The 20,374-nt window shown below is 64.1% G+C and carries 14 protein-coding genes; 7 read left to right on the top strand and 7 right to left on the bottom strand.

Translation table 11 applies throughout. The features are described from left to right. The first annotated feature begins 1 nt into the window (after nucleotide 1). The 7 genes from ahcY to trxA all read left to right on the top strand — a co-directional run bounded on the left by ahcY (nucleotide 2) and on the right by trxA (nucleotide 13,570). Entirely contained in the window at nucleotides 2-1,426 is a 1,425-nt protein-coding gene (gene ahcY, locus D5400_RS02435) for an adenosylhomocysteinase (RefSeq protein WP_425364897.1), read from the top strand. Nucleotides 1,427-1,651: 225 nt separating this feature from the next. Beyond that, a complete protein-coding gene (locus D5400_RS02430; protein ID WP_126007322.1) occupies nucleotides 1,652-4,198 on the top strand; it encodes a sensor histidine kinase in 2,547 nt (848 codons plus the stop codon). A 12-nt stretch (nucleotides 4,199-4,210) separates the two neighbouring features. After that, nucleotides 4,211-5,734, top strand: coding sequence for a tRNA (adenosine(37)-N6)-threonylcarbamoyltransferase complex ATPase subunit type 1 TsaE (gene tsaE / locus D5400_RS02425; protein ID WP_126007320.1), 1,524 nt, complete (start codon nucleotides 4,211-4,213; stop codon nucleotides 5,732-5,734). After that, entirely contained in the window at nucleotides 5,718-6,458 is a 741-nt protein-coding gene (locus tag D5400_RS02420) for a nucleotidyltransferase family protein (protein WP_126007318.1), read from the top strand. The genes tsaE and D5400_RS02420 overlap by 17 nt, the downstream gene beginning before the upstream one ends. A gap of 13 nt (nucleotides 6,459-6,471) precedes the next feature. Then, on the top strand, nucleotides 6,472-9,642 hold the full coding sequence (gene addB, locus D5400_RS02415; RefSeq protein WP_245451407.1) for a double-strand break repair protein AddB: 3,171 nt from the start codon (nucleotides 6,472-6,474) through the stop codon (nucleotides 9,640-9,642). Then, a complete protein-coding gene (addA, locus tag D5400_RS02410) occupies nucleotides 9,639-13,172 on the top strand; it encodes a double-strand break repair helicase AddA (protein WP_126007314.1) in 3,534 nt (1,177 codons plus the stop codon). The genes addB and addA overlap by 4 nt, the downstream gene beginning before the upstream one ends. A 74-nt stretch (nucleotides 13,173-13,246) precedes the next feature. Further along, entirely contained in the window at nucleotides 13,247-13,570 is a 324-nt protein-coding gene (gene trxA / locus D5400_RS02405; RefSeq protein ID WP_126007312.1) for a thioredoxin, read from the top strand. Between the two features lie 59 nt (nucleotides 13,571-13,629). Here trxA and D5400_RS02400 read toward each other — a convergent pair whose 3' ends face one another. The 7 genes from D5400_RS02400 to D5400_RS02370 all read right to left on the bottom strand — a co-directional run bounded on the left by D5400_RS02400 (nucleotide 13,630) and on the right by D5400_RS02370 (nucleotide 20,285). Beyond that, entirely contained in the window at nucleotides 13,630-14,973 is a 1,344-nt protein-coding gene (locus D5400_RS02400; protein WP_126007310.1) for a bifunctional folylpolyglutamate synthase/dihydrofolate synthase, read from the bottom strand. Between the two features lie 31 nt (nucleotides 14,974-15,004). Further along, complete coding sequence (gene accD, locus D5400_RS02395) at nucleotides 15,005-16,012, bottom strand: acetyl-CoA carboxylase, carboxyltransferase subunit beta (protein WP_126007308.1); 1,008 nt, start codon at nucleotides 16,010-16,012, stop codon at nucleotides 15,005-15,007. Between the two features lie 102 nt (nucleotides 16,013-16,114). Beyond that, complete coding sequence (trpA, locus tag D5400_RS02390) at nucleotides 16,115-16,954, bottom strand: tryptophan synthase subunit alpha (RefSeq protein ID WP_126007306.1); 840 nt, start codon at nucleotides 16,952-16,954, stop codon at nucleotides 16,115-16,117. A 7-nt stretch (nucleotides 16,955-16,961) separates the two neighbouring features. After that, nucleotides 16,962-18,182, bottom strand: a complete 1,221-nt coding sequence (trpB, locus tag D5400_RS02385) for a tryptophan synthase subunit beta (RefSeq protein ID WP_126007304.1) — start codon at nucleotides 18,180-18,182, stop codon at nucleotides 16,962-16,964. Beyond that, nucleotides 18,179-18,868, bottom strand: coding sequence for a phosphoribosylanthranilate isomerase (locus tag D5400_RS02380; RefSeq protein ID WP_126012610.1), 690 nt, complete (start codon nucleotides 18,866-18,868; stop codon nucleotides 18,179-18,181). The genes trpB and D5400_RS02380 overlap by 4 nt, the downstream gene beginning before the upstream one ends. Before the next feature lie 52 nt (nucleotides 18,869-18,920). Then, entirely contained in the window at nucleotides 18,921-19,685 is a 765-nt protein-coding gene (locus D5400_RS02375; RefSeq protein ID WP_126007302.1) for a M48 family metallopeptidase, read from the bottom strand. Nucleotides 19,686-19,835: 150 nt separating this feature from the next. Beyond that, complete coding sequence (locus D5400_RS02370; RefSeq protein WP_126007300.1) at nucleotides 19,836-20,285, bottom strand: DUF2852 domain-containing protein; 450 nt, start codon at nucleotides 20,283-20,285, stop codon at nucleotides 19,836-19,838. Nucleotides 20,286-20,374 lie beyond the last annotated feature (89 nt).

The following is a 20,374-nucleotide window of genomic DNA, read 5'->3' as shown; positions in this document are numbered from 1 at the left end:
GATGAGCACAGCCATCAAGACGCAGTCTGCCCAGGGTGACGATTTCCTCGTTGCCGACATGTCGCTTGCAGCCTACGGCCGCAAGGAAATCACCATTGCCGAAACCGAGATGCCGGGCCTGATGGCTTGCCGCGAGGAATTCGGCGAGAGCAAGCCTTTGAAGGGCGCCCGTATCACGGGTTCGCTTCACATGACGATCCAGACTGCGGTGCTGATCGAGACGCTCACGGCTCTCGGCGCCGAAGTCCGCTGGGCATCGTGCAACATCTTCTCGACGCAGGATCATGCCGCAGCGGCGATCGCCGCAACCGGCGTGCCGGTCTTCGCCGTCAAGGGTGAAACGCTCGAAGACTACTGGAACTACACCGACCGCATCTTCCAGTGGACCGATGGCGGCACCTCCAACATGATCCTCGACGATGGCGGCGATGCGACCATGTACATCCTGCTCGGCGCCCGCGCTGAAGCCGGCGAGGACGTGCTTTCAAACCCGGGTTCGGAAGAAGAAGAGATCCTGTTCGCGCAGATCAAGAAGCGCCTCGCCGCCACGCCGGGTTTCTTTGCCCGCCAGCGCGACGCCATCAAGGGCGTGACGGAAGAGACCACCACCGGCGTGAACCGCCTCTACCAGCTGCAGAAGAAGGGCCTGCTGCCCTTCCCCGCGATCAACGTCAACGACAGCGTCACCAAGTCGAAATTCGACAACAAGTACGGCTGCAAGGAATCGCTGGTCGACGGCATCCGCCGCGCCACCGACGTCATGATGGCCGGCAAGGTTGCCGTCGTCTGCGGCTATGGCGATGTGGGCAAAGGCTCGGCTGCCTCGCTCAAAGGCGCCGGCGCTCGCGTCAAGGTTACGGAAGTCGACCCGATCTGCGCACTGCAGGCTGCCATGGACGGCTTCGAGGTCGTCACGCTCGAGGATGTCGCCTCGACGGCCGACATCTTCATCACGACCACCGGCAACAAGGACGTCATTCGCCTCGAGCATATGCGCGAGATGAAGGACATGGCGATCGTCGGCAACATTGGCCATTTCGACAACGAAATTCAGGTCACTGCGCTCAAGAACTTCAAGTGGGACAACATCAAGCCCCAGGTCGACATGATCGAGTTCCCGGGCGGCAAGCGGATGATCCTTTTGTCGGAAGGCCGCCTGCTCAACCTCGGCAACGCGACGGGTCACCCGTCCTTCGTCATGTCGGCCTCGTTCACCAACCAGGTCTTGGCACAGATCGAACTCTACGCGCGTGGCGAGCAGTATCAGAACGAAGTCTACGTTCTGCCCAAGCACCTCGACGAGAAGGTCGCCAAGCTCCATCTCGCCAAGCTCGGCGCGACGCTTTCGGAGCTGTCATCCGAGCAGGCCGACTATATCGGCGTGTCGCAGACCGGCCCGTTCAAGCCGGAACACTACCGCTACTGATCCTCAGTCTCCCGACCTGAGCCGATCAAGGCCGCGCCTTCCAAAGGGCGCGGCCTTACTTTTTGGTGCTCCGGCCTTTTCGGCGATTCAGCGAAAAGGTACCCTTAACCATACGATTCGCGCGCGCTTCATGGGGACAACTGGGGCGCCGCGACGGGTCCCGCGTGATGGGGCTCTTTCATTTCAGTGGAAGGCCGGTCCACCGGGCTGCGGAGAGGACGACGAATGTCGGGGTCTGACGGGACACAAAGTGCGCCTGACGATGGGAGTGCGGATGACGGAACACGACCGGCCGCATCGCGCGGATACTTGCGCAAACCGATCTGGACAAGCTCTTTCGCCGGTAGCTCCGCATTGATCGTGGCGCCGGATCTGGCGTTTGCGGCGGAAGCGATCCCGCTCCCCTTCGGTTGGGCGCTGTCATCCATCGACGTCGTCGGTGGCGCAACGGTCATCGGCGCGGTCTCGGCCGCGCTTCTGTCTGCCATCTGGCTCATCCGCGAAAAGGCAAAGATCGAAGCCGAGAATGTCGAGCTGAAGGTCCGGCTCGGCGATGCCACCACACAGATCGACCGCTACGACGCGCTGATCGTCGACAAGGATCGCCGGATCATCGTCTGGGACGGCGATGACAATTCCGCCGTTCTTCTTGGAGACCTGCCGACCGAGGCAGGCGCGCCTGAAACCCGTGCCGCGTTCCTCGCCTTCGGGCGCTGGCTGGAGGCGAAGTCCGCCGCCTTGCTTGAAAACGCGGTTGATCTCTTGCGCGCTCGTGGCGAGACCTTCGACGTGGTGATCGAGACGCAGCGCGGCCAGCTGCTCGAGGCGCAAGGCCGCGTTTCCGGTGGCCGCGCCTTCGTGCGGTTCCTCGCGCTGGGAGACCTGCGGGCAGAACTCGCATCGCTGAAGGCCGAGCGTGACCGCTTGGCCACGACGATGGAAACGATCCAGAACGTGCTGGATGCGATCGACCAACCCTTCTGGGTCCGCCAGGCCGATGGCCGGCTTCTGTGGGTGAACAGCGCCTATGCACATGCTGTCGAGGCCGTGGATGGCGAAGACGCGGTGCGCCGCGAACTCGAATTGATCGGCACGCACCAGCGCGAGCGCATCCGAATGGCAGCGACGCCCGATCGCCCCTTTGCCGACAAGCTGTCGACGGTAGTGCGCGGCAACCGGACGATCTACGACGTGGTGGAAGCGCGCTCGACGATGGGCGTGGCCGGCATGGCGAGCGACATCAGCGATGTCGAGGCCGTGCGCGAGGAACTTGCCCGCACGCTGCGCAGCCATTCCGAGACGCTCGACCATTTGGCCACAGCCGTTGCGATCTTCGATCGCGAACAGCGCCTGCAGTTCTACAACCAGGCGTTCCAGAAGCTGTTTGGGCTCGAAACGCCCTTCTTGGAGACGCGGCCGGGCAACGCGGAATTCCTGGAGCGTCTGCGGGTCGACGGGAAGTTGCCGGAGCAGCACTCCTGGCGCGACTGGAAGGACCAGATGCTCGCCGTCTATCAGAGCGTCGAGCCGCAGCAGAACTTCTGGTACCTGCCGGATGGCCGCACGCTGAACGTGTTCGCGACGGCGCACCCACAGGGCGGAGCCACCTGGGTCTTCGAAAATCTCACCGAGCAGGTCGATCTGGAGCAGCGCTACAACACGCTCGTGAAGGTGCAGGGCGAGACCATCGATCATCTTGCCGAAGCGGTGTGTGTGTTCGGTGCCGATGGCCGGCTGAAGCTGTCGAACCCCGCCTTCCGCGTTCTCTGGGGCATCGGCGAAGCCGAGGCGCAGCCCGGCACGCATATCAGCACCATCACGCGTGTTTGTGAGCCGGCTTATCCTGAAGACGATGGCTGGCGCAATTTCTCGGCCATCATCACCAGTCTGGATGAAGAGCGCCGCAGCTATTCCGGCCGCTTCGATCTCAAGACAGGGCTGATCCTCGATTACGCCGTCGTGCCGCTGCCAAACGCGCAGACCATGCTCACCTTCGTTAACGTGACGGATGGCGCGCGCGTCGAAAAGGCGTTGACCGAGAAGAACGACGCGCTGCGCAAGGCGGACGCGCTGAAGAACGACTTCGTCAAGCACGTCTCCTACGAGTTGCGCACCCCTCTTACCAACATCATCGGTTTCGCCGACCTGCTTCGTACCGAAACGACGGGGCCGCTCAATCCGAAGCAGGCCGAGTATGTGGAGCACATCGCGACGTCCTCCTCCGTGCTTTTGATGATCGTCAACGACATCCTGGATCTCGCCACGGTCGATGCCGGCATCATGACGCTGGAGCGCAGCGAGATCGACATTGCCGAACTTCTCGACGAGGCGGCGAGCCTGATGAGCGATCGGCTGAAGGAGGGCGATCTGACGCTCGCCGTCGACGCCCCCGCCCATCCGGGCACCTTCGTCGCCGATCGGCAGAGGGTGCGCCAGATCCTCTCCAAGCTCCTGAGCAACGCCGCGAATTTCGCGCCGGAGGGATCGCAGATCCAGTTGCGTTGCCGCCGCGAGGCCGGCGACATCGTTTTCTCGGTGTCTGACCAGGGTCCCGGCATCCCAGCGCACATGCTGCAGACGATCTTTTCGCGGTTCGAGAGCCATGGCTCGGGCGGTCGTCGTCGTGGCGCCGGCCTCGGTCTCTCCATCGTCGACAGCTTCGTCAGCCTGCATGACGGCCGCGTCGAGGTGGACAGCGTCGAAGGACGCGGCACGACGATCATCTGCCGCCTGCCCGCCGGAAGCCGGCTCGAAACCGTGGCAGCGGAATAGAGAAGCAGGCGCATGGGCGAAAGGCTCCTTCATCTCGCCGACCAACGGGCGACCGAGCGGCTCGCCGAAGACATCGCGGTCATGCTGCGAAACGGCGACGTACTTGCGCTGTCGGGCGAACTGGGCGCCGGCAAATCCACCTTCGCGCGCGCCCTGATCCGCGCGGTTGCGGACGATCCTGATCTCGACGTGCCGAGCCCGACCTTTACGCTGGTTCAATCCTACGAGCTGCGCCTGACGATCGCGCATTTCGATCTCTACCGCATCACGGACCCCGATGAACTCGCCGAACTCGGTTTCGACGAAGCCGTCGCGACCGGTGTCGTGCTGGTCGAGTGGCCTGAGCGCGCAGGAAATATGCTTCCGGAACGTGCCATCCATCTGACGATCGCGGAAGGCGAAACGGCCGACGCGCGAACCGTGCACATCCGGGCTCCCGACCAGACTATCGCACGGATCGATCGGACGCTGGCGGCGCGGGCCTTCCTCGATGCATCGGGCTTTAAAGGGGTTCAGCGACGCTTCCTGCTCGGAGACGCTTCGAGCCGGGCCTATGAACGTCTGGTCGCCGATGGCGCCTCACCGTTCATCCTGATGAACGCCCCCGCCCAGCCCGATGGACCCATCATCCGCGATGGCAAGCCTTATTCGCGCATTGCGCATCTCGCTGAGGACGTTCGACCCTTCGTCGCCATGGCGAAATGGCTGAAGAGCAAAGGTTTCAGCGCGCCCGACATCCGAGCTGACGACCTGGAGCAGGGTTTCCTCATCGTCGAGAACCTTGGATCGGAAGGTTTGCTGGACCCGTCGGGCGCTCCGATCGAGGAACGCTACACTGCCGCCGTCGAGGCCCTCGCGCAGCTGCACGTTACCCCCGTTCCCGGTGCCCTGCCCGTCGGCAGCGAGACATACCATTTGCCGGCTTATGATCTTGGCGCGATGCAGATCGAAGTCGAGCTTCTGGTGGACTGGTATCTGGCGCATGAGCGCGGAACGCCGCCCTCTGCCACCGAGCGGGAGGACTACATCACCCTCTGGCGCCAAGCGGTTGCCTCGCTGGAGGGCAGCGAAGCTCATGTCGTCCTGCGCGATTACCATTCGCCCAACCTAATCTGGCGCGGCGATCGCGAACGGGTCGACAGGCTCGGCATCATCGATTTTCAGGACGCGATGCTGGGACCGACGGCCTATGATGTGGCGTCGATCGTGCAGGATGCCCGCGTCACGATCGAACAGCCGATGGCGGATCGGCTGGTCGCTGCCTATGTCGCGGCGCGGCACGGCCTGGGACCATTCGATGAGCCCGCATTCCGCAGGGCGCTTGCCCTGATGCAGGCGCAGCGCGGCTCTAAGATCCTTGGCATCTTCGTTCGCCTCAAGCAGCGGGACGGCAAGCCGGGCTATCTTCGCCATCTGCCGCGCATGCGCAGCTATGTGGCCGAAGCGCTGCGCCACCCCGATCTGGCGGAACTGCGGTCGTGGTACGAGACCGCAGGCGTTTTCGGTTCAGGTGCTGGCGATGACCGACAGGCTTGAAAAGCGCGCGATGATCCTGGCCGCAGGGCTCGGCACGCGCCTGCGTCCGCTGACATTGAGCACGCCGAAGCCGCTCGTGCCTGTCGCTGGGCGGCCGATGATCGACTATCTCATCGATCTCCTCAAGGCTGATGGCGTCGACCAGGTCGTCGTCAACGTCCATCATCTCGCCGATCAAATGGAAGCGCATCTTGCGCCGCTCACGCCTTGGGTGTCGATTTCAGACGAGCGAGACCACCTGATGGATTCCGGTGGCGGCGTGGTGAAGGCTGCCCACCTGCTCGGCAAGGCGCCCGTCCTTCTTCTCAATGCCGACAGTTTCTGGCTCGAGCCGAGCGATGCGAACGACACCAACATCGCCCGTCTCTGGTCTGCCTTCGACCCGGACACGATGGACATGCTGATGCTCACGGCCGAACCGAGCCAGAGCACCGGTCACGAAAAGGCCGGCGGCGATTTCGTTATGCAGGCCAATGGCCGGCTGTCCCGCTACCGCGAGGGACTGGCCGATCCGCTGATCTATTGCGGCGCAATGATCCTGCATCCGCGATTGCTAGGCGATGCTCCGCGCGAACCGTTCTCGTTGAACCGGTTTTTCGACGCGGCGATAGCAGCGGGCCGGCTGCATGGAATCCGGCTAAAGGGTCACTGGTTGACGGTGGGCACACCCGAAGCAATCGGCGCGGCCGAAGCCGTCATTGCGGATTTTTCTGCCACCCGCTGATATGGCTGCAACCATGCAGAAGCGTCTCTTCACGATTCCCCCCGGTGCGCCGCTCCTGCGCATCCTCGCCGAGAGCCTTTGTGCCGGCGATCTCGTGCCGGGTTTCCGCTATGACCCGAACGATCCGCTGTCGCTGGCGCGCGCGACGATTTACCTCCCCACAAGGCGCGCCGTGCGGTCGTTGCGCTCCGAATTCGTAGATGTCGTCGGAACGGGCAGCGCCATCCTGCCGACGTTGAAGGCGCTCGGCGAACTGGATGAGGATGGCGGCTTTTTCGATGCCGAGATGCCCGCGACACTCGATCTCGCGCCCCCGATCGGCTCCGTCGAGGCGGTGTTGGAGCTCGCAAGCCTCGTTGAACGCTGGAAAGCGGCACTGCCGGCAGCCCTTGGCGACGGCCGCTTCGATTCGCTGGTCGTGCCGGCAACGCCCGCCGATGCGGTGTGGTTGGCGCGCGATCTGCGCGATCTCATCGATGCAATGGGCACGCATGGCGGCGACTGGGCGGCGCTCGATGCGCTGGAGGCGGCGGATTTCGGCACCTGGTGGCAGCTCACGCTCGAATTCATGAAGATCGCCCGCAGCTTCTGGCCAGCGCGGCTTGGAGAACTCAGCCGTTCCGATCCGGCGCTGCACCGCAACGCAGCGATGTCGGCCGAAATCGCGCGCATGCTTGCCAATCCGCCAGACGGGCCCGTCATCGTCGCCGGGTCGACCGGCTCGATCCCGGCGACGGCAGACCTCATTGCCGCCATTGCGACGCTGGAGCACGGCGCCGTCATCTTTCCCGGCCTCGATCTCGGCATTGCGGATGACATCTGGCCGCTGGTCGGCGGAGAGGCCGGGCTGTTGTCCGACCCGGCGGTCGCAGCGCATCCTCAATTTGGTCTCAGCCGTCTCCTCGACCGGCTCGACGCTGCGCGTGAGATGGTGACGCCGCTCGGCGATATATCCGACACGATCGCCGCGCGGAACCGGCTGGTTTCAACGGCGCTTCTGCCCGCCCAGGCCACCGATCACTGGCACGGGGTCGGCGCGGTCGATCCTGCCGCCTTCGCAGGCGTGACGGTCATCGAAGCAGGCGGCGAACGCGAAGAAGCGACGGCGCTGGCCGTGGCGATGCGGCTGGCGGCGGAAAATCCGAAACAGCGCGTGGCGCTCGTCACCCCGGATCGCAATCTCGCCCGCCGCGTGTCGATCGAGCTTCGCCGTTTCGGTATCGAAGCGAACGATTCCGGCGGCTTGCCGCTGTCCTCGACGCCCCAAGGCACGTTGCTGCGGCTCTTGCTCGATACCGTCATGGAACCCGGCGATCCGGTCGCGCTGACGGCGCTGCTCGGCCATCCGCTGGCCCGCTTCGGCATGGAGCCTGATGAAAAGCGCCGGGCAGCCAGCATCTTCGAGCGCATTGCCCTGCGTGGCACGCTTGGCGATGTCGATGTCACTGCGTTGACGGCACTGCTGGATGCTGAGGCTACGACCCGGTCGGAGCGCCGACACCAGCCTGCATGGCGACGTCGCATCTCCGATGAGGACGTTGCGGCCGCCCGCGTGATGACGCTGCGCGTGGAAGCGGCGGTGGCGCCGCTTGCCGGCCGCTTCGCACGCTTCTTGACCAGCCGCCGCGCCGATGCCGCTCCTGGACGGCTGACGATTGCGCAATGGGCGGAGTTGACCGCGCGGGTGCTGGAAGGCGTCGCTGCCGATGATCGGGGCGAACTCGGCAATCTCTGGGGCGGCGAGGCGGGGAGCAAACTGGCAGGACTTTTTGCCGATCTCATCGCGGCGCGTGCTGAAATCTCTGCGGACGGCACCGACTGGGCTGATATTGCAGCCGCGTTTCTCGCCGGCGAGATCGTGAAGCCGGATGTGACGGCTCACCCGCGCATCTTCATCTGGGGCGCGCTCGAGGCGCGGCTGCAGGATGTCGACACGCTGCTGCTTGCTGGCTTGAACGAAGGCTCCTGGCCGCAGCGGCCGGGCCAGGATCCGTTTCTGTCGCGACCGATGAAGGCGTCGATCGGGCTTGAGCCGCCCGAACGCCGGATCGGCTTGGCTGCCCATGATTTTCAGATGGCGCTCGGGGCAAAAAACGTCGTTCTCAGCCGATCGACCCGCTCCGGCGGCGCGCCGACCGTCGCTTCGCGCTGGCTGCAACGGCTGCTTGCGGTTGCGGGTGAGACCGAGGCGGCTGCGATGCGCCTGCGCGGAGCCCAGATACTTGCGCAGGCAGCGCTTCTCGATCACCGCGAGCCCGTGCCGCAGGCATCACGGCCAGAACCGCGTCCGCCCCTGGAAGCCCAGCCCAAGCGCTACTCCTTCAGCGAAGTGAAGACGCTGCGGCGTGATCCCTACGCAATCTATGCCCGCAAGGTGCTCCGTCTCGACCCCCTGGCCGAGCTCATTCGCGATCCGGGCGTGGCCGAGCGGGGAACGCTTTATCACGAGGTTCTGGAAACCTTCATCAGCCGCTGCCCCGACATCGATCATCCCGATGCCGATCTGCTGCTGGAAAGCATTGCCGACGAGTGCTTCGCCGCCCAGCGCCTGCCGCATCATGTCGAGGTCCTGTGGCGCCCGCGCTTCGATCACGTGGCGCGCCACTGGCTCGAATGGGAGCGGCAGCGAAACGGAGAGATTGCCGAGCGCCATACGGAGCTGCACGCGGAGATCCCGGTTCGGCAGACCGGCGTGCTTTTGTCCGGCATAGCCGACCGCGTGGATCTGCGCGAAGATGGCACCGTCGATATCATCGATTTCAAGTCGGGCACGGAGCCGTCGCGCAAGCAGGCGCGCAGTCTTCTCGATCCGCAATTGCCGCTTGAAGCCGCAGCCCTTCTCGATGGTGGCTTCAAGCGCGTCGGCCCACGAACCCCGAACTCACTGAAATATGTGCGCCTCAAGCCTTCCGACCGATTGCTGGTCGATGAGTTGGAGGGCAAGGACCGCCGCAGTGCCAATTCCGCCGATGACGGGACCCATATGAGCGCGGCCGATCTCGGCATGCAGTCGCTCGATCGGTTAGCCGGCTTCATAGCTGTGCTCCAAACCGGCCGGCGTGGGTTCGCTTCACGCATCATTCCCGCCAAGGCCCGCGACTATGGAGGCGAGTACGACCATCTCGCGCGTGTCGCCGAGTGGGCCAATGGCGACGCGGACGATGAAGAGGGAGGTGAAGCATGAGCGAGCCGGAGACCCTCTACGATCTCAATTGGACCTCACGGCAGCAGGCGCGCGCCTCCGATCCTCGCGCGTCCGCCTGGGTGGCGGCGAATGCCGGCTCGGGCAAAACACATGTGCTGGCCGAGCGCGTGATCCGGCTGCTTCTCGCCGGCGCACGTCCCTCGGGCATTCTGTGCCTCACCTATACCAAGGCTGCGGCTGCCGAGATGTCGAACCGCGTCTTTTCGCGCCTGTCGAAATGGACGTCCTTATCCGACGAAGCGTTGGCAACGGAGTTGCACAAGCTGGAAGGGCAGATGCCCGATGCGATCAAGCTCGGCGCGGCACGCCGTCTCTTTGCAAGAGCGCTTGAGACCCCCGGCGGCCTGAAAATCCAGACCATCCACGCATTCTGCGAGGCGCTACTGCACCAGTTTCCGCTGGAAGCCAACGTTGCCGCGCATTTCGAGGTGATGGATGACGGCGAATCCGCCACGCTTCTTGCCGAGGCCCGCCGCTCCCTGCTGAGCGCAACGACGATCGAGACCGAGGAGCATCTCGCCGCTGGCTTCCAGCGCATCCTGGAAGCCGTCGGCGAGTTCGGGCTGGATGAATTGCTGGACAGCCTGATCCGCCAGCGAACGCTGGTCGGCCGTTTCCACGATGCGGCCCGTGCCGGCGCGGGCATCGACACGGAACTGTACAGGCGAACCGGAATCGATCCCCACGAGACGGAAGAGGCGATCGCGGGGCACGCCTGGCCGCTGGAAGCCTTTCCTGCCCATCTGCTTGATCTGTTCGACAGCGTCGCCCGCTCCGGTAAGGCCGCTTCGCCGAAGAAGTTCGTCGAGAATTTGAAGTCCGCAGCACTACAGGCGCCCACCGAGCGTTATGCGGCTCTGGTCCAGTGTTTCCTGACCAAGGACGGCTCGCCGCGTTCCACCCGCAATATCGCGAGCGCGGACATCACCGCCGCGATCCCCGACATCGAAGAGCGACTGGCGTCCGCCGCAGCGCAGGTCTTGGCGGTGAAGGATCGCCTCGCCCTTTGGCGCATGCTCGAATTGACCAAAGCTGCGCATGTTCTGGCCGCGCGTCTGCTCTCGGACTACGACCGGCTGAAGCGCCAGCGCGGCCGGCTGGATTTCGACGATCTGGTCGAGCGCGCGACCGCGCTTCTCAGCGAAAAGGGGGCGAGCGCCTGGGTCCATTACAAGTTGGACCAGGGTATCGACCACATTCTGGTGGACGAGGCGCAAGATACGAGCCCTCGGCAGTGGGCTATCGTTGGGCGACTGGCCGAGGAATTCTTTGCCGGCGAAGAACAGCAGCGGGTCCCGCGTACCCTCTTTGCCGTGGGCGACGAGAAGCAGTCGATCTATTCCTTTCAAGGCGCGCGGCCCGAGCGGTTCCGCGAAGAGGGACGGCATGCGGCAAGCCGAGCGACGGCGTCGGCCCGGCAATTCGAGACCGTGGCGCTGCGTCAATCATTCCGATCCACGGCGGATGTTCTGGATGCGGTGGACGCTGTTTTCGCCGAAGCCGATCACAAGCGCGGGCTCGGCGCCGACGACGAGCTGATCAAGCACAGCACGGCGCGGGGCGGTGATATCGGACGGGTCGATCTCTGGGAGATGATCGGCAAGGAAAAGCGCCTCGACGACGAGGACTGGACCGCACCCTTCGACGACACGCCGGAAAGCGACCCGAAGGCGCAGCTCGCTCGCCGTGTCGCTGGGACGATCCGCCAGTGGGTCGGGCGCGAAACGATCATGACCAAGAAGGGGCGACGCCCCATCGCTGCGGGTGACATCCTCGTCCTGGTCCGCAAGCGTGACGGCTTCGTCAACGCACTGTCGCGGGAGTTGAAGAAGAGCCCGACAGTGCCGATTGCCGGCGCCGATCGGCTGAAGCTCGCCGATCATATTGCGGTGAAGGATCTGGTCGCGCTCGGTCGTGCGATCGTGTTGCCGGACGACGATCTCGCCCTTGCGGCAGCGCTGAAATCGCCGCTGTTCGGCCTCTCGGAAGACGATCTGTTTGCGCTTTGCCACGGCCGGCCCGGCAACCGTGGTGTCTTCGATGCCCTGCGCGAGCACGCCGACCGGCAGGTCTCGCCGTTTGATCGCGCATTTGCGCGACTTGAGCATTGGCGGCAGACCGCGCGCGACCTGTCGGTGCATGATTTCTATGCCGAACTGCTCGGTCCCGGCGGCGTGCGAGCGGATTTCTTGGCGCGGCTCGGCCACGAAGCAGCGGATCTGCTGGATGAGTTCCTGTCCTTTGCGCTGGACCATGAACGTACCGGCCTGCCCGGCCTCGAGGCTTTTCTTGCCGTGCTGCAGGCTCAGTCGCCTGAGATCAAGCGGGAGATGGAGCAGGGACGCGACGAGGTGCGCGTGATGACCGTGCACGCCTCCAAGGGTCTCGAAGCGCCGATCGTGTTTCTGGTCGATTCCGGCGGTGCGGCGGTGCAGGCAACGCATGTCCCGAAACTGCGCGAAATGGTGGGCGAGGGGCCGGAGCCGATCCTCTGGGTGCCCGGCAAGGACTACGAAAACAGCGTAACGCGGGCGATCAGGCAGTCGCTCGAAGCCTCCGCCGAAGAAGAATATCGCCGCCTGCTCTATGTCGGGTTGACCCGCGCCGCCGACCGTCTGGTCGTGTGCGGCTATCACGGCATCAACGCGCCAAGCGGAGCGCACTGGCATTCGATGGTCGCGAGCGCGCTATCGAAGAGCGAAAAGGCGCGACAGATCGAGTTCTCAGCCGGCGATCAGCAGTGGGCCGGACTGAGTTTCGGCGGCGAATTGGAGCCGGTGACCCATAAGGATGCGGAGCAATCGTCTGCTTCGGACGCCTTGCGCGACCTGCCTCTGGTGCTACAGCGGCCCCTACCGCTGCCCGCACGCCCGCCGCGACCGCTCGTTCCATCCGGTGCCAGTGCCATCATCGACGGCGCCAGCGAGGGCGGATCCGTGCGCTCGCCGCTCTTCGATCGCTCGGACAGCGCCGGCAAGGGCGCAGCCGAAGGACTTGAGCGCGGCCGCATGATGCACCGCATGCTGCAGATGCTGCCGGCGATCGAGGCGGAAGACCGCGAAGCCGCAGCCTATCGCTATATCGAGCGTGCCGCGCCGCATCTGGACGAGGAAGCAGCGAGTGGGTTGGCTGCCGAGGCGCTCTCGATCCTGGATGATCCGCAGTTTGCCGAGGTATTCGCGCCGGGCAGCAGGGCCGAGGTCTCCGTCATGGGCACCATGCGCCTGAGTGGGCGCGATCACGTCGTATCCGGGCGGCTTGACCGCATGGTGGTGCTTCCCGATCGGGTTCTGATCGTCGACTACAAGACGAACAGGCCGGCAATCGAGCGCCTTGAGGATGTGTCTTTCGCTCATCGCGCGCAGATGGCGCTTTATCGCGACCTGATCGCGCCGCTTTATCCAGGCCGGCACATCTCCGCCGCATTGGTATACACGCAGGCGCCGTCCATCATCGCCCTTCCGAACAGCGTGCTTGAAGCGGCGATTGCCGAACTCACGACAAAATGAGATACCGCACGTTGAAAGCTTGGGCGCCGATGCGCACATTGAGCTCAACGAAAACGCGATGAAGGAGTGCCTTGATGGCAACCGTCACAGTCGACAAGACGAATTTCCAGGCCGAGGTTCTCGACAGCGCAGAGCCGGTCGTGGTCGATTTCTGGGCCGAATGGTGCGGCCCCTGCAAGATGATCGCACCGAGCCTGGAAGAGATCTCCAATGAGATGGCCGGCCGCGTGAAGGTCGCCAAGCTGAACATCGACGACAATCCGGAACTGGCAGCCCAGTACGGCGTGCGCTCGATCCCGACGCTCGCCATGTTCAAGGGCGGCGAAGTTGCCGACATCAAGGTTGGCGCATCGCCGAAGACGGCCCTGTCATCCTGGATTTCCGGCGCCGTTTCCTGATCTCAGGAATATTGAAGTCTCGATGCCCGGTTCGAAAGAGCCGGGCATTTTTCGTGTCATCAGTCCGGAAGCGTGCCGTTGAGTTCAAGCGCTTCGCCAACAAGATAGAGGGAGCCACCGATCAGCACGCGCGGCGCGATCTCTCCACCTGCGAGACCACCGATTCGGTCGAGCGCATCGACGATGTCCGAAACCGGCTCTGCCGTGAGGCCCGCATCGATCGCGTCGTCGGCGAGCACCAGCGGATCGAGAGCCGCGTCCGAATTGGCGATCGCGACGGTGAAGACCGACTTCGCCAGGCCCTTGAAAGCACTGAAATAGCCGATCGGGTCCTTCGTCGAAAGCATTCCGACGACGAGATAAAGCGGCCTGGGGTTGCGTTCTTCCAGCGTGGCAAAGGCTTCGGCAATCACTTGGCCGGCACCGGGATTGTGTCCGCCGTCCAGCCAAAGCTCGCTGCCCTTCGGGAGCGGGTCGAGCAGATGGCCCTCGGTCAGCCGCTGCATGCGCCCGGCCCATTTGACGCCTGTCAGCCCTTTTTCGATCGCGTCGTTGTCGACGAGGAACCCGGCGGCCTTCACCGCGCGAATGGCGGCCCCGGCATTGGCATATTGATGCCGGCCGACGAGCCGCGGCAGCGGCAGGTCGACAAGGCCGAATTCATCCTGGTAGACGAGCCGGCCATGCTCCTCATGGGCAAAGAAATCCTGCCCGAAGATCGTGGTCGGGCAGCCTTGCCGCTCGGCAATCGCGACGAGCGTCTCGCGTGCCGCATCCTCTTCCTGATGTCCGATGACGACGGCGCAGCCGCGCTTCATGATGCCCGCCTTTTCCGCGGCAATGAGTTCCACGCGGTCGCCGAGATAGGCCTGATGGTCGAGCGAGATCGGCATGATCAGCGAAACGGCGGGCTTGGCGATCACATTCGTCGCATCGAAGCGGCCACCGAGACCGACCTCGATGATAGCCACATCGGCCGGATGTTCGGAGAAAAGAACGAAGGTCACGGCCGTGAGGATCTCGAATACCGTGATCGTCGCGCCGCCATTGGCTTCGGCAACGCGGCGCACCGCATCGGCGAGAACGGCGTCATCGACCAGCGCGCCGGGTTCGCCGTCCTGTCCGGCCATGCGGTAGCGCTCGTGCCAGCGCACAAGATGCGGCGATGTATGGACATGAACGCGAAGCCCAGCGGCTTCGAGGATCGCGCGGCAGAAGGCGGATGCCGAGCCCTTGCCGTTGGTGCCGGCGATATGGATGACCGGCGGCAGCCTGTCTTGCGGGTTGTCGAGCTTGTCGAGCAACGCGCGAATGCGGTCGAGCGACAGATCGAAGCCCTTGGGATGAAGGCTGAGAAGCTTGTCGATTTCCTGGGCTGCGGTCTCAGCCGGTGCCGTCGTCATGAATGCACTCCTCGGGCGTCCGGCGGGCGGCTCAGTTTGCCGCCGGCGTGGCCTCACGGCGCGCGTCGACCAACGGGGGCTTCGCCCGTGTGCCGGGATCATCCAGGATCTGCACGATCGGGTCGCTGCCGCCGGTGCCGTTGAGCGTGATGCCGTTACCGGTCGCCGAGGCCTCCGGCTTTTCGAGCGCCGGTTGGTTGAGCATCATGCGCAAGAGCCGTCCGACGGTCGACGGGATGTCGTGGCGGTGGGTAACCATGTCGACCATGCCGTGTTCGAGCAGGTACTCCGAAGTCTGGAAGCCTTCCGGCAGCTGCTCGCGAATGGTCTGCAGAATGACGCGGCGGCCGGCGAAACCGATCTCGGCACCCGGCTCGGCAAGATGCACGTCTCCGAGCATGGCGTAGGAGGCAGAAACGCCACCCGTCGTCGGGTTCGTGAGAACGACGATGTAGGGAAGGCCTGCCTCTTTCAGCATTTCGACAGCAACCGTCGTGCGGGGCAGCTGCATCAGCGACAGGATGCCTTCCTGCATGCGGGCGCCGCCGGAGGCCGGGAACATCACCAGCGGGCAGTGCCGCTTCACGGCCGTCTCGAAGGCGGCGATGATCGCCTCACCGGCGGCGACGCCGAGCGAGCCTGCGATGAAGTTGAAATCGTGCACGCAGGCGACGGTCTCGATACCGCTGACCTTACCGATGCCTGCGACGATCGCGTCGTCGAGCTCGGTCTTCGTCCGATGCTCGCGCAGCCGGTCGACATACTTCTTCGTGTCGCGGAATTTGAGCGGGTCCTGTGGCACCTTGGGCGCCGGAATAAGCTCATACGCGCCATCGTCGAAGAAATAGCCGAGCCTGGCCTTGGCCGAGATCTTCATGTGGTATCCCGAGGACGGGATGACCCACTGATTGCTCTCGAGATCCTTGTGAAAGACCATCTCGCCGGTTTCCGGACACTTGATCCAGAGGTTCTCGGCGACCTCGCGGCGACCGAACATGGAGTTGATCTTCGGCCGGACGTAGTTGGTGATCCAGTTCAAGCGAATGGCTCCTGAAGTCTAGAGCGTTTCCAGGTGAAGTGGATATCGGTTCACCGTCGGAAACGCGACAAATTACGCGAAGTCGCTTCCGATATGGGAAGCCTATTCGGCCGCGTCCAGACGCGCGGTGCGCACGCCGGTCGAGAGACCGCGCACCAGTGTGGCGACGCTCTCGACGGTGTCTGCACTTGCGCGACCTTGCGCGTCCAATGTGTTCGCAATCTGGTTGACGATCGCCGTGCCGACGACGACGCCGTCGGCCGCCATGCCGATCCGGCGCGCATGCTCGGCCGTTTTCACGCCGAAGCCGACGCAAACGGGCAGATTCGTATGCTGCTTGATGCGGGTGACAGCCTCACCGATGCCCGAGGGATCGGGCAACGCTGAGCCGGTGATGCCGTTCATCGACACGTAATAGACGAAGCCTGACGTGTTGCGCAGCACCATAGGCAGGCGCTTGGCATCCGTCGTCGGTGTGGCCAGGCGAATGAAATTGACGTCCTTGGCGAGCGCCGGCAGGCAAAGCTCGTCGTCCATTTCCGGCGGCAGATCGACCACGATCAACCCGTCGATGCCCGCTTCCAGCGCATCGTCCAGGAAGCGCTCGACGCCGTAGCGGTAGATCGGATTATAATAGCCCATCAGCACGATCGGCGTCTTCTGGTCGGTTTCGCGAAAGGCGCGGGCGAGATCGATCGTCTTCGCCAACGTCTGGCCAGCATCGAGCGCACGGCGTCCGGCCATCTGGATTGCTGGGCCATCCGCCATCGGATCGGAAAACGGCATGCCGAGCTCGATGATGTCCGCACCGGCGCGCGGCAGCGCCTTCATGATGTCGAGCGAAGTCTGGTAGTCCGGGTCACCGCCCATGAAATAGGTGACGAGCGCCGGGCGCCCCTCAGCCTTCAAATCGGCAAACCGTTGGTCCATGCGTGCGGTCATTGCGTCCTCAAAGCTCCACGCCAAGGGCCTTGGCGGCGGTGAATACGTCCTTGTCGCCGCGCCCGCACAGATTCATGACGATGATCTGCTCCTTGTCCATCTTCGGCGCCCGCTTCATCACTTCGGCCAGCGCGTGGGAGGGTTCCAGCGCCGGGATGATGCCTTCGACGCGGGTGAGGAACTGGAACGCATCCAGCGCCTCGCGGTCCGTGATGGCAACGTACTCGACGCGGCCGCTGTCCTTCAGCCAGGAATGCTCCGGGCCAATGCCGGGATAATCGAGGCCGGCGGAAATCGAATGACCTTCCTCGATCTGCCCGTCATTGTCCTGCAGCAGATAGGTGCGGTTGCCGTGCAGCACGCCCGGCGCACCGGCCGTCAGCGAAGCGCAGTGCTCGTTCGTGTCGAGGCCCTTGCCGCCCGCTTCGACACCGACGATCTGAACCGTCGGATCGTCGAGGAACGGGTGGAACAGGCCGATCGCGTTCGATCCGCCGCCGACGGCAGCGACCAGCATGTCGGGAAGGCGACCTTCGCGCTCCTGCATCTGTTCGCGCGTTTCGCGCCCGATCACCGATTGGAAGTCGCGCACCATTTCCGGGTAGGGGTGCGGTCCGGCCGCGGTTCCGATGAGGTAATAGGTGCTGTCGACATTGGTGACCCAGTCACGCAACGCCTCGTTCATCGCATCCTTGAGCGTGCCGTTGCCCGACGTGACGGGGCGGACTTCGGCGCCGAGAAGCTTCATGCGGAAGACGTTCGGTGCCTGCCGCTCGATGTCGGTTGCGCCCATATAGACAATGCAGGGCAGGTTAAAGCGTGCGGCAACCGTTGCCGTTGCCACACCGTGCTGGCCGGCACCGGTCTCGGCGATGATGCGGGTCTTACCCATGCGCTTGGCGAGCAGGATCTGTCCAACGCAATTGTTGATCTTGTGGCTGCCCGTGTGGTTCAGCTCGTCGCGCTTGAAATAGATCTTCGCGCCGCCGAGTTCTTCCGTCATCCGCTCGGCGAAATAAAGCGGGCTCGGACGACCGATATAATGGGTGTTCAGCCAGTCGAGCTCCTGCTTGAAGGCTGGATCGGTCTTGGCATTGGTCCAGTGGTCCTGCAGGTCCAGGATCAGAGGCATCAGCGTTTCGGCGACGAAGCGCCCGCCGAAGATGCCGAAACGACCGTCCTCGTCCGGGCCGGCCCGGAAGGAATTCGGCTTCAGAAGCTGGTTCATGAGAAACTCCCTTGCCCGACCTCAGCCGGACTGCGCGCGCCATGTCCGCGCTCATCGACCGTTCGGAGAAACTGCGAGATCAGTTGAGCGTCCTTTACGCCCGGAGCGCTTTCGACACCAGAGGAGACGTCGAGCGCGCGGGCATGTGTCACGCTCAGCGCATTGTCGACATTGCCGATCGTGATCCCACCGGAAAGCATGTAATCGACGCCTTCGTCAAGCGTGGCAAGAAGCCCCCAATCGAAGCTGACGCCGTTGCCGCCCGGGAGTTTCGATCCTGCCGGCGCCTTGGCGTCGAGGAGCAGCCGGTCGGCCACCGAGCGGTAGGCGAGCGCTGCATCGACGTCACCGGCGTCGCGGATCGAGCAGGCCTTGATCACGGGCAGACCGTATCGGGCCTTGACCGCGCGCACGCGCTCGGGGCCTTCCTTGCCGTGAAGCTGGAGAACGTCCGGCTCCATGACCGACACGATCTCGTCCAGCTGAGCGTCGTCGGCATCGACCGTGACGGCAACCGCAAGCGCGCGGCCGCGCGCCGGGGCCCGTAACGCGCGAGCCGCTTCGATGCTCACATGCCGCGGGCTAGGCGGAAAGAAAATGAAGCCGATATGGCTTGCGCCGCCGTCGAGCGCTGCCCTGACCGCGGTGTCGTCGGAAAGGCCACAGATTTTGACCTGGATGTCCATCGCGGTCAGGTGCCACGAAAAGACGCCGGAGTCGAGGCCGGCGGGGTGTCGTTCACGCGCCGAAGTCGACCGCGTGCAGAAGCGTGCCATGCCGTTTCAGCCAGGCCCGAGCAGCATCGGTTTCGGCGCAGAGCGCGCGACAGGTCGACCAGAATTGCGGACCGTGGTTCATCTCGGCGAGATGCGCCACTTCGTGAGCTGCGAGATAGTCGATGACATGGGGCGGCGCCATGACGATGCGCCAGGAAAAGGCGAGGTTGCCGTCAGACGTACACGAACCCCAGCGCGAGCGGGTGTCCTTGATCGTGATCCTTCCTGGGCGCTTTTTCAGTGTTCCGGCATGGCGAGCGACCGCGTCGGTTAGATCTTGCCGTGCTTCCTTCTTGAGAAAATCGCGGATGCGGCGCGACAGATGTTCGGGCTCACCGCCGACATCGAGAAAGGCCCGGCCATTTTCGACGACAGATGCGGTGCGGCCTCGCACCTTTCCGGTTGCGCGGATCACATGGTCCACGCCGCGCAGGCTGATCTGACCGCCGTCGACGATCGATGACCCAGCCGGATATCGGGCAAGCCGCGTCATCAGCCACCCTTGCTGGCGTTCGATGAAGCGGTCGATCTCGCTCGCCGGGACGCCCGGCGGCACGGTGACCTTCAAACCGCGACCACCCGGCTCGATGCGCAATGTCAGGCGCGTGCTGCGGCCATGCTCTGCGATGACGAGAGGCAGAACGCGATCATGCACCCGCACCTCGCGAAGCGCTTGTCGAGGCTTTGGCTTGCGGCCGCGCAACAATGGGGAAAGCGCCTTGAACATGCTGTCCAGTCTAGATGATTCGTGCAGAGCGGGGCCTGGAAAAGAGAAACGGCGCCCCGCTTTCGCGAGGCGCCGCAGACGCGGTGTTACGGTCTTGTCACCGGATGGGGCAGGGGAAGCTTGAACCGAATGAGGCGACCGTCTTCTCGGTTACGCCGCGTCGATCGTTGGACCGCTGCGCTCGCCGGATGTGGTGCGGCGGTGAGCCATAAAGCGATCGAACTCTTCCTGATCCTTTGCGCGGCGCAGCTCGCGGGCATAATCCTCGAACTCGTCGCGCATGGCTTCCAGGCGCGCGCGCTCTTCGTCGAGACGCTTCAGCTCAGCCGAGCGCCAGTCGTCGAAGGCAACGTTGCCGGTCGGTGTGCGTGCGGTGCCGGTTGCCCGCGAGAATGTCGAAAACATGCTGTCTGTCGCCTTGTTTACATCGCGCTTCAGTGCCGGAAGCCTGTCGCCCCAGATGATGTAGGCGAGCATGGCCAGGCCCAGCGGCCAGAAAACGATGAAACCGAGCACCATCAGCGCGATGGTCGCGGGCGTCCATTCAGGCCGGATCACCGGCTTGCTGGCCGAAGCGGCATGCACATGGGAAGTGGTCATCTCTTTCCTCGTCGTTGTGTAAGAACGGCACCCTTGCCGCCCCTTCACTTCGAGTTGGGGAAAAGATTGTGGCGGTTCAAGAACACGCC

The sequence above is a fragment of the Georhizobium profundi genome (assembly GCF_003952725.1).
In the GTDB taxonomy this organism is placed as follows: domain Bacteria; phylum Pseudomonadota; class Alphaproteobacteria; order Rhizobiales; family Rhizobiaceae; genus Georhizobium; species Georhizobium profundi.
The sequence above is the reverse complement of the archived record's forward strand: the minus strand, read 5'-3'. Positions and strand labels throughout refer to the sequence as shown.

Bases quoted from the DNA above. Each gene is read 5' to 3' on its own strand.
- D5400_RS02400 (WP_126007310.1), bottom strand. From the start codon at position 14,973: ATGACGACGGCACCGGCTGAGACCGCAGCCCAGGAAATCGACAAGCTT.
- D5400_RS02380 (WP_126012610.1), bottom strand. From the start codon at position 18,868: ATGGACATCCAGGTCAAAATCTGTGGCCTTTCCGACGACACCGCGGTC.
- D5400_RS02420 (WP_126007318.1), top strand. From the start codon at position 5,718: ATGACCGACAGGCTTGAAAAGCGCGCGATGATCCTGGCCGCAGGGCTC.
- trpA (WP_126007306.1), bottom strand. From the start codon at position 16,954: ATGACCGCACGCATGGACCAACGGTTTGCCGATTTGAAGGCTGAGGGG.
- addB (WP_245451407.1), top strand. From the start codon at position 6,472: ATGCAGAAGCGTCTCTTCACGATTCCCCCCGGTGCGCCGCTCCTGCGC.
- ahcY (WP_425364897.1), top strand. From the start codon at position 2: ATGAGCACAGCCATCAAGACGCAGTCTGCCCAGGGTGACGATTTCCTC.
- D5400_RS02430 (WP_126007322.1), top strand. From the start codon at position 1,652: ATGTCGGGGTCTGACGGGACACAAAGTGCGCCTGACGATGGGAGTGCG.
- addA (WP_126007314.1), top strand. From the start codon at position 9,639: ATGAGCGAGCCGGAGACCCTCTACGATCTCAATTGGACCTCACGGCAG.
- tsaE (WP_126007320.1), top strand. From the start codon at position 4,211: ATGGGCGAAAGGCTCCTTCATCTCGCCGACCAACGGGCGACCGAGCGG.
- D5400_RS02375 (WP_126007302.1), bottom strand. From the start codon at position 19,685: ATGTTCAAGGCGCTTTCCCCATTGTTGCGCGGCCGCAAGCCAAAGCCT.
- trxA (WP_126007312.1), top strand. From the start codon at position 13,247: ATGGCAACCGTCACAGTCGACAAGACGAATTTCCAGGCCGAGGTTCTC.
- D5400_RS02370 (WP_126007300.1), bottom strand. From the start codon at position 20,285: ATGACCACTTCCCATGTGCATGCCGCTTCGGCCAGCAAGCCGGTGATC.
- trpB (WP_126007304.1), bottom strand. From the start codon at position 18,182: ATGAACCAGCTTCTGAAGCCGAATTCCTTCCGGGCCGGCCCGGACGAG.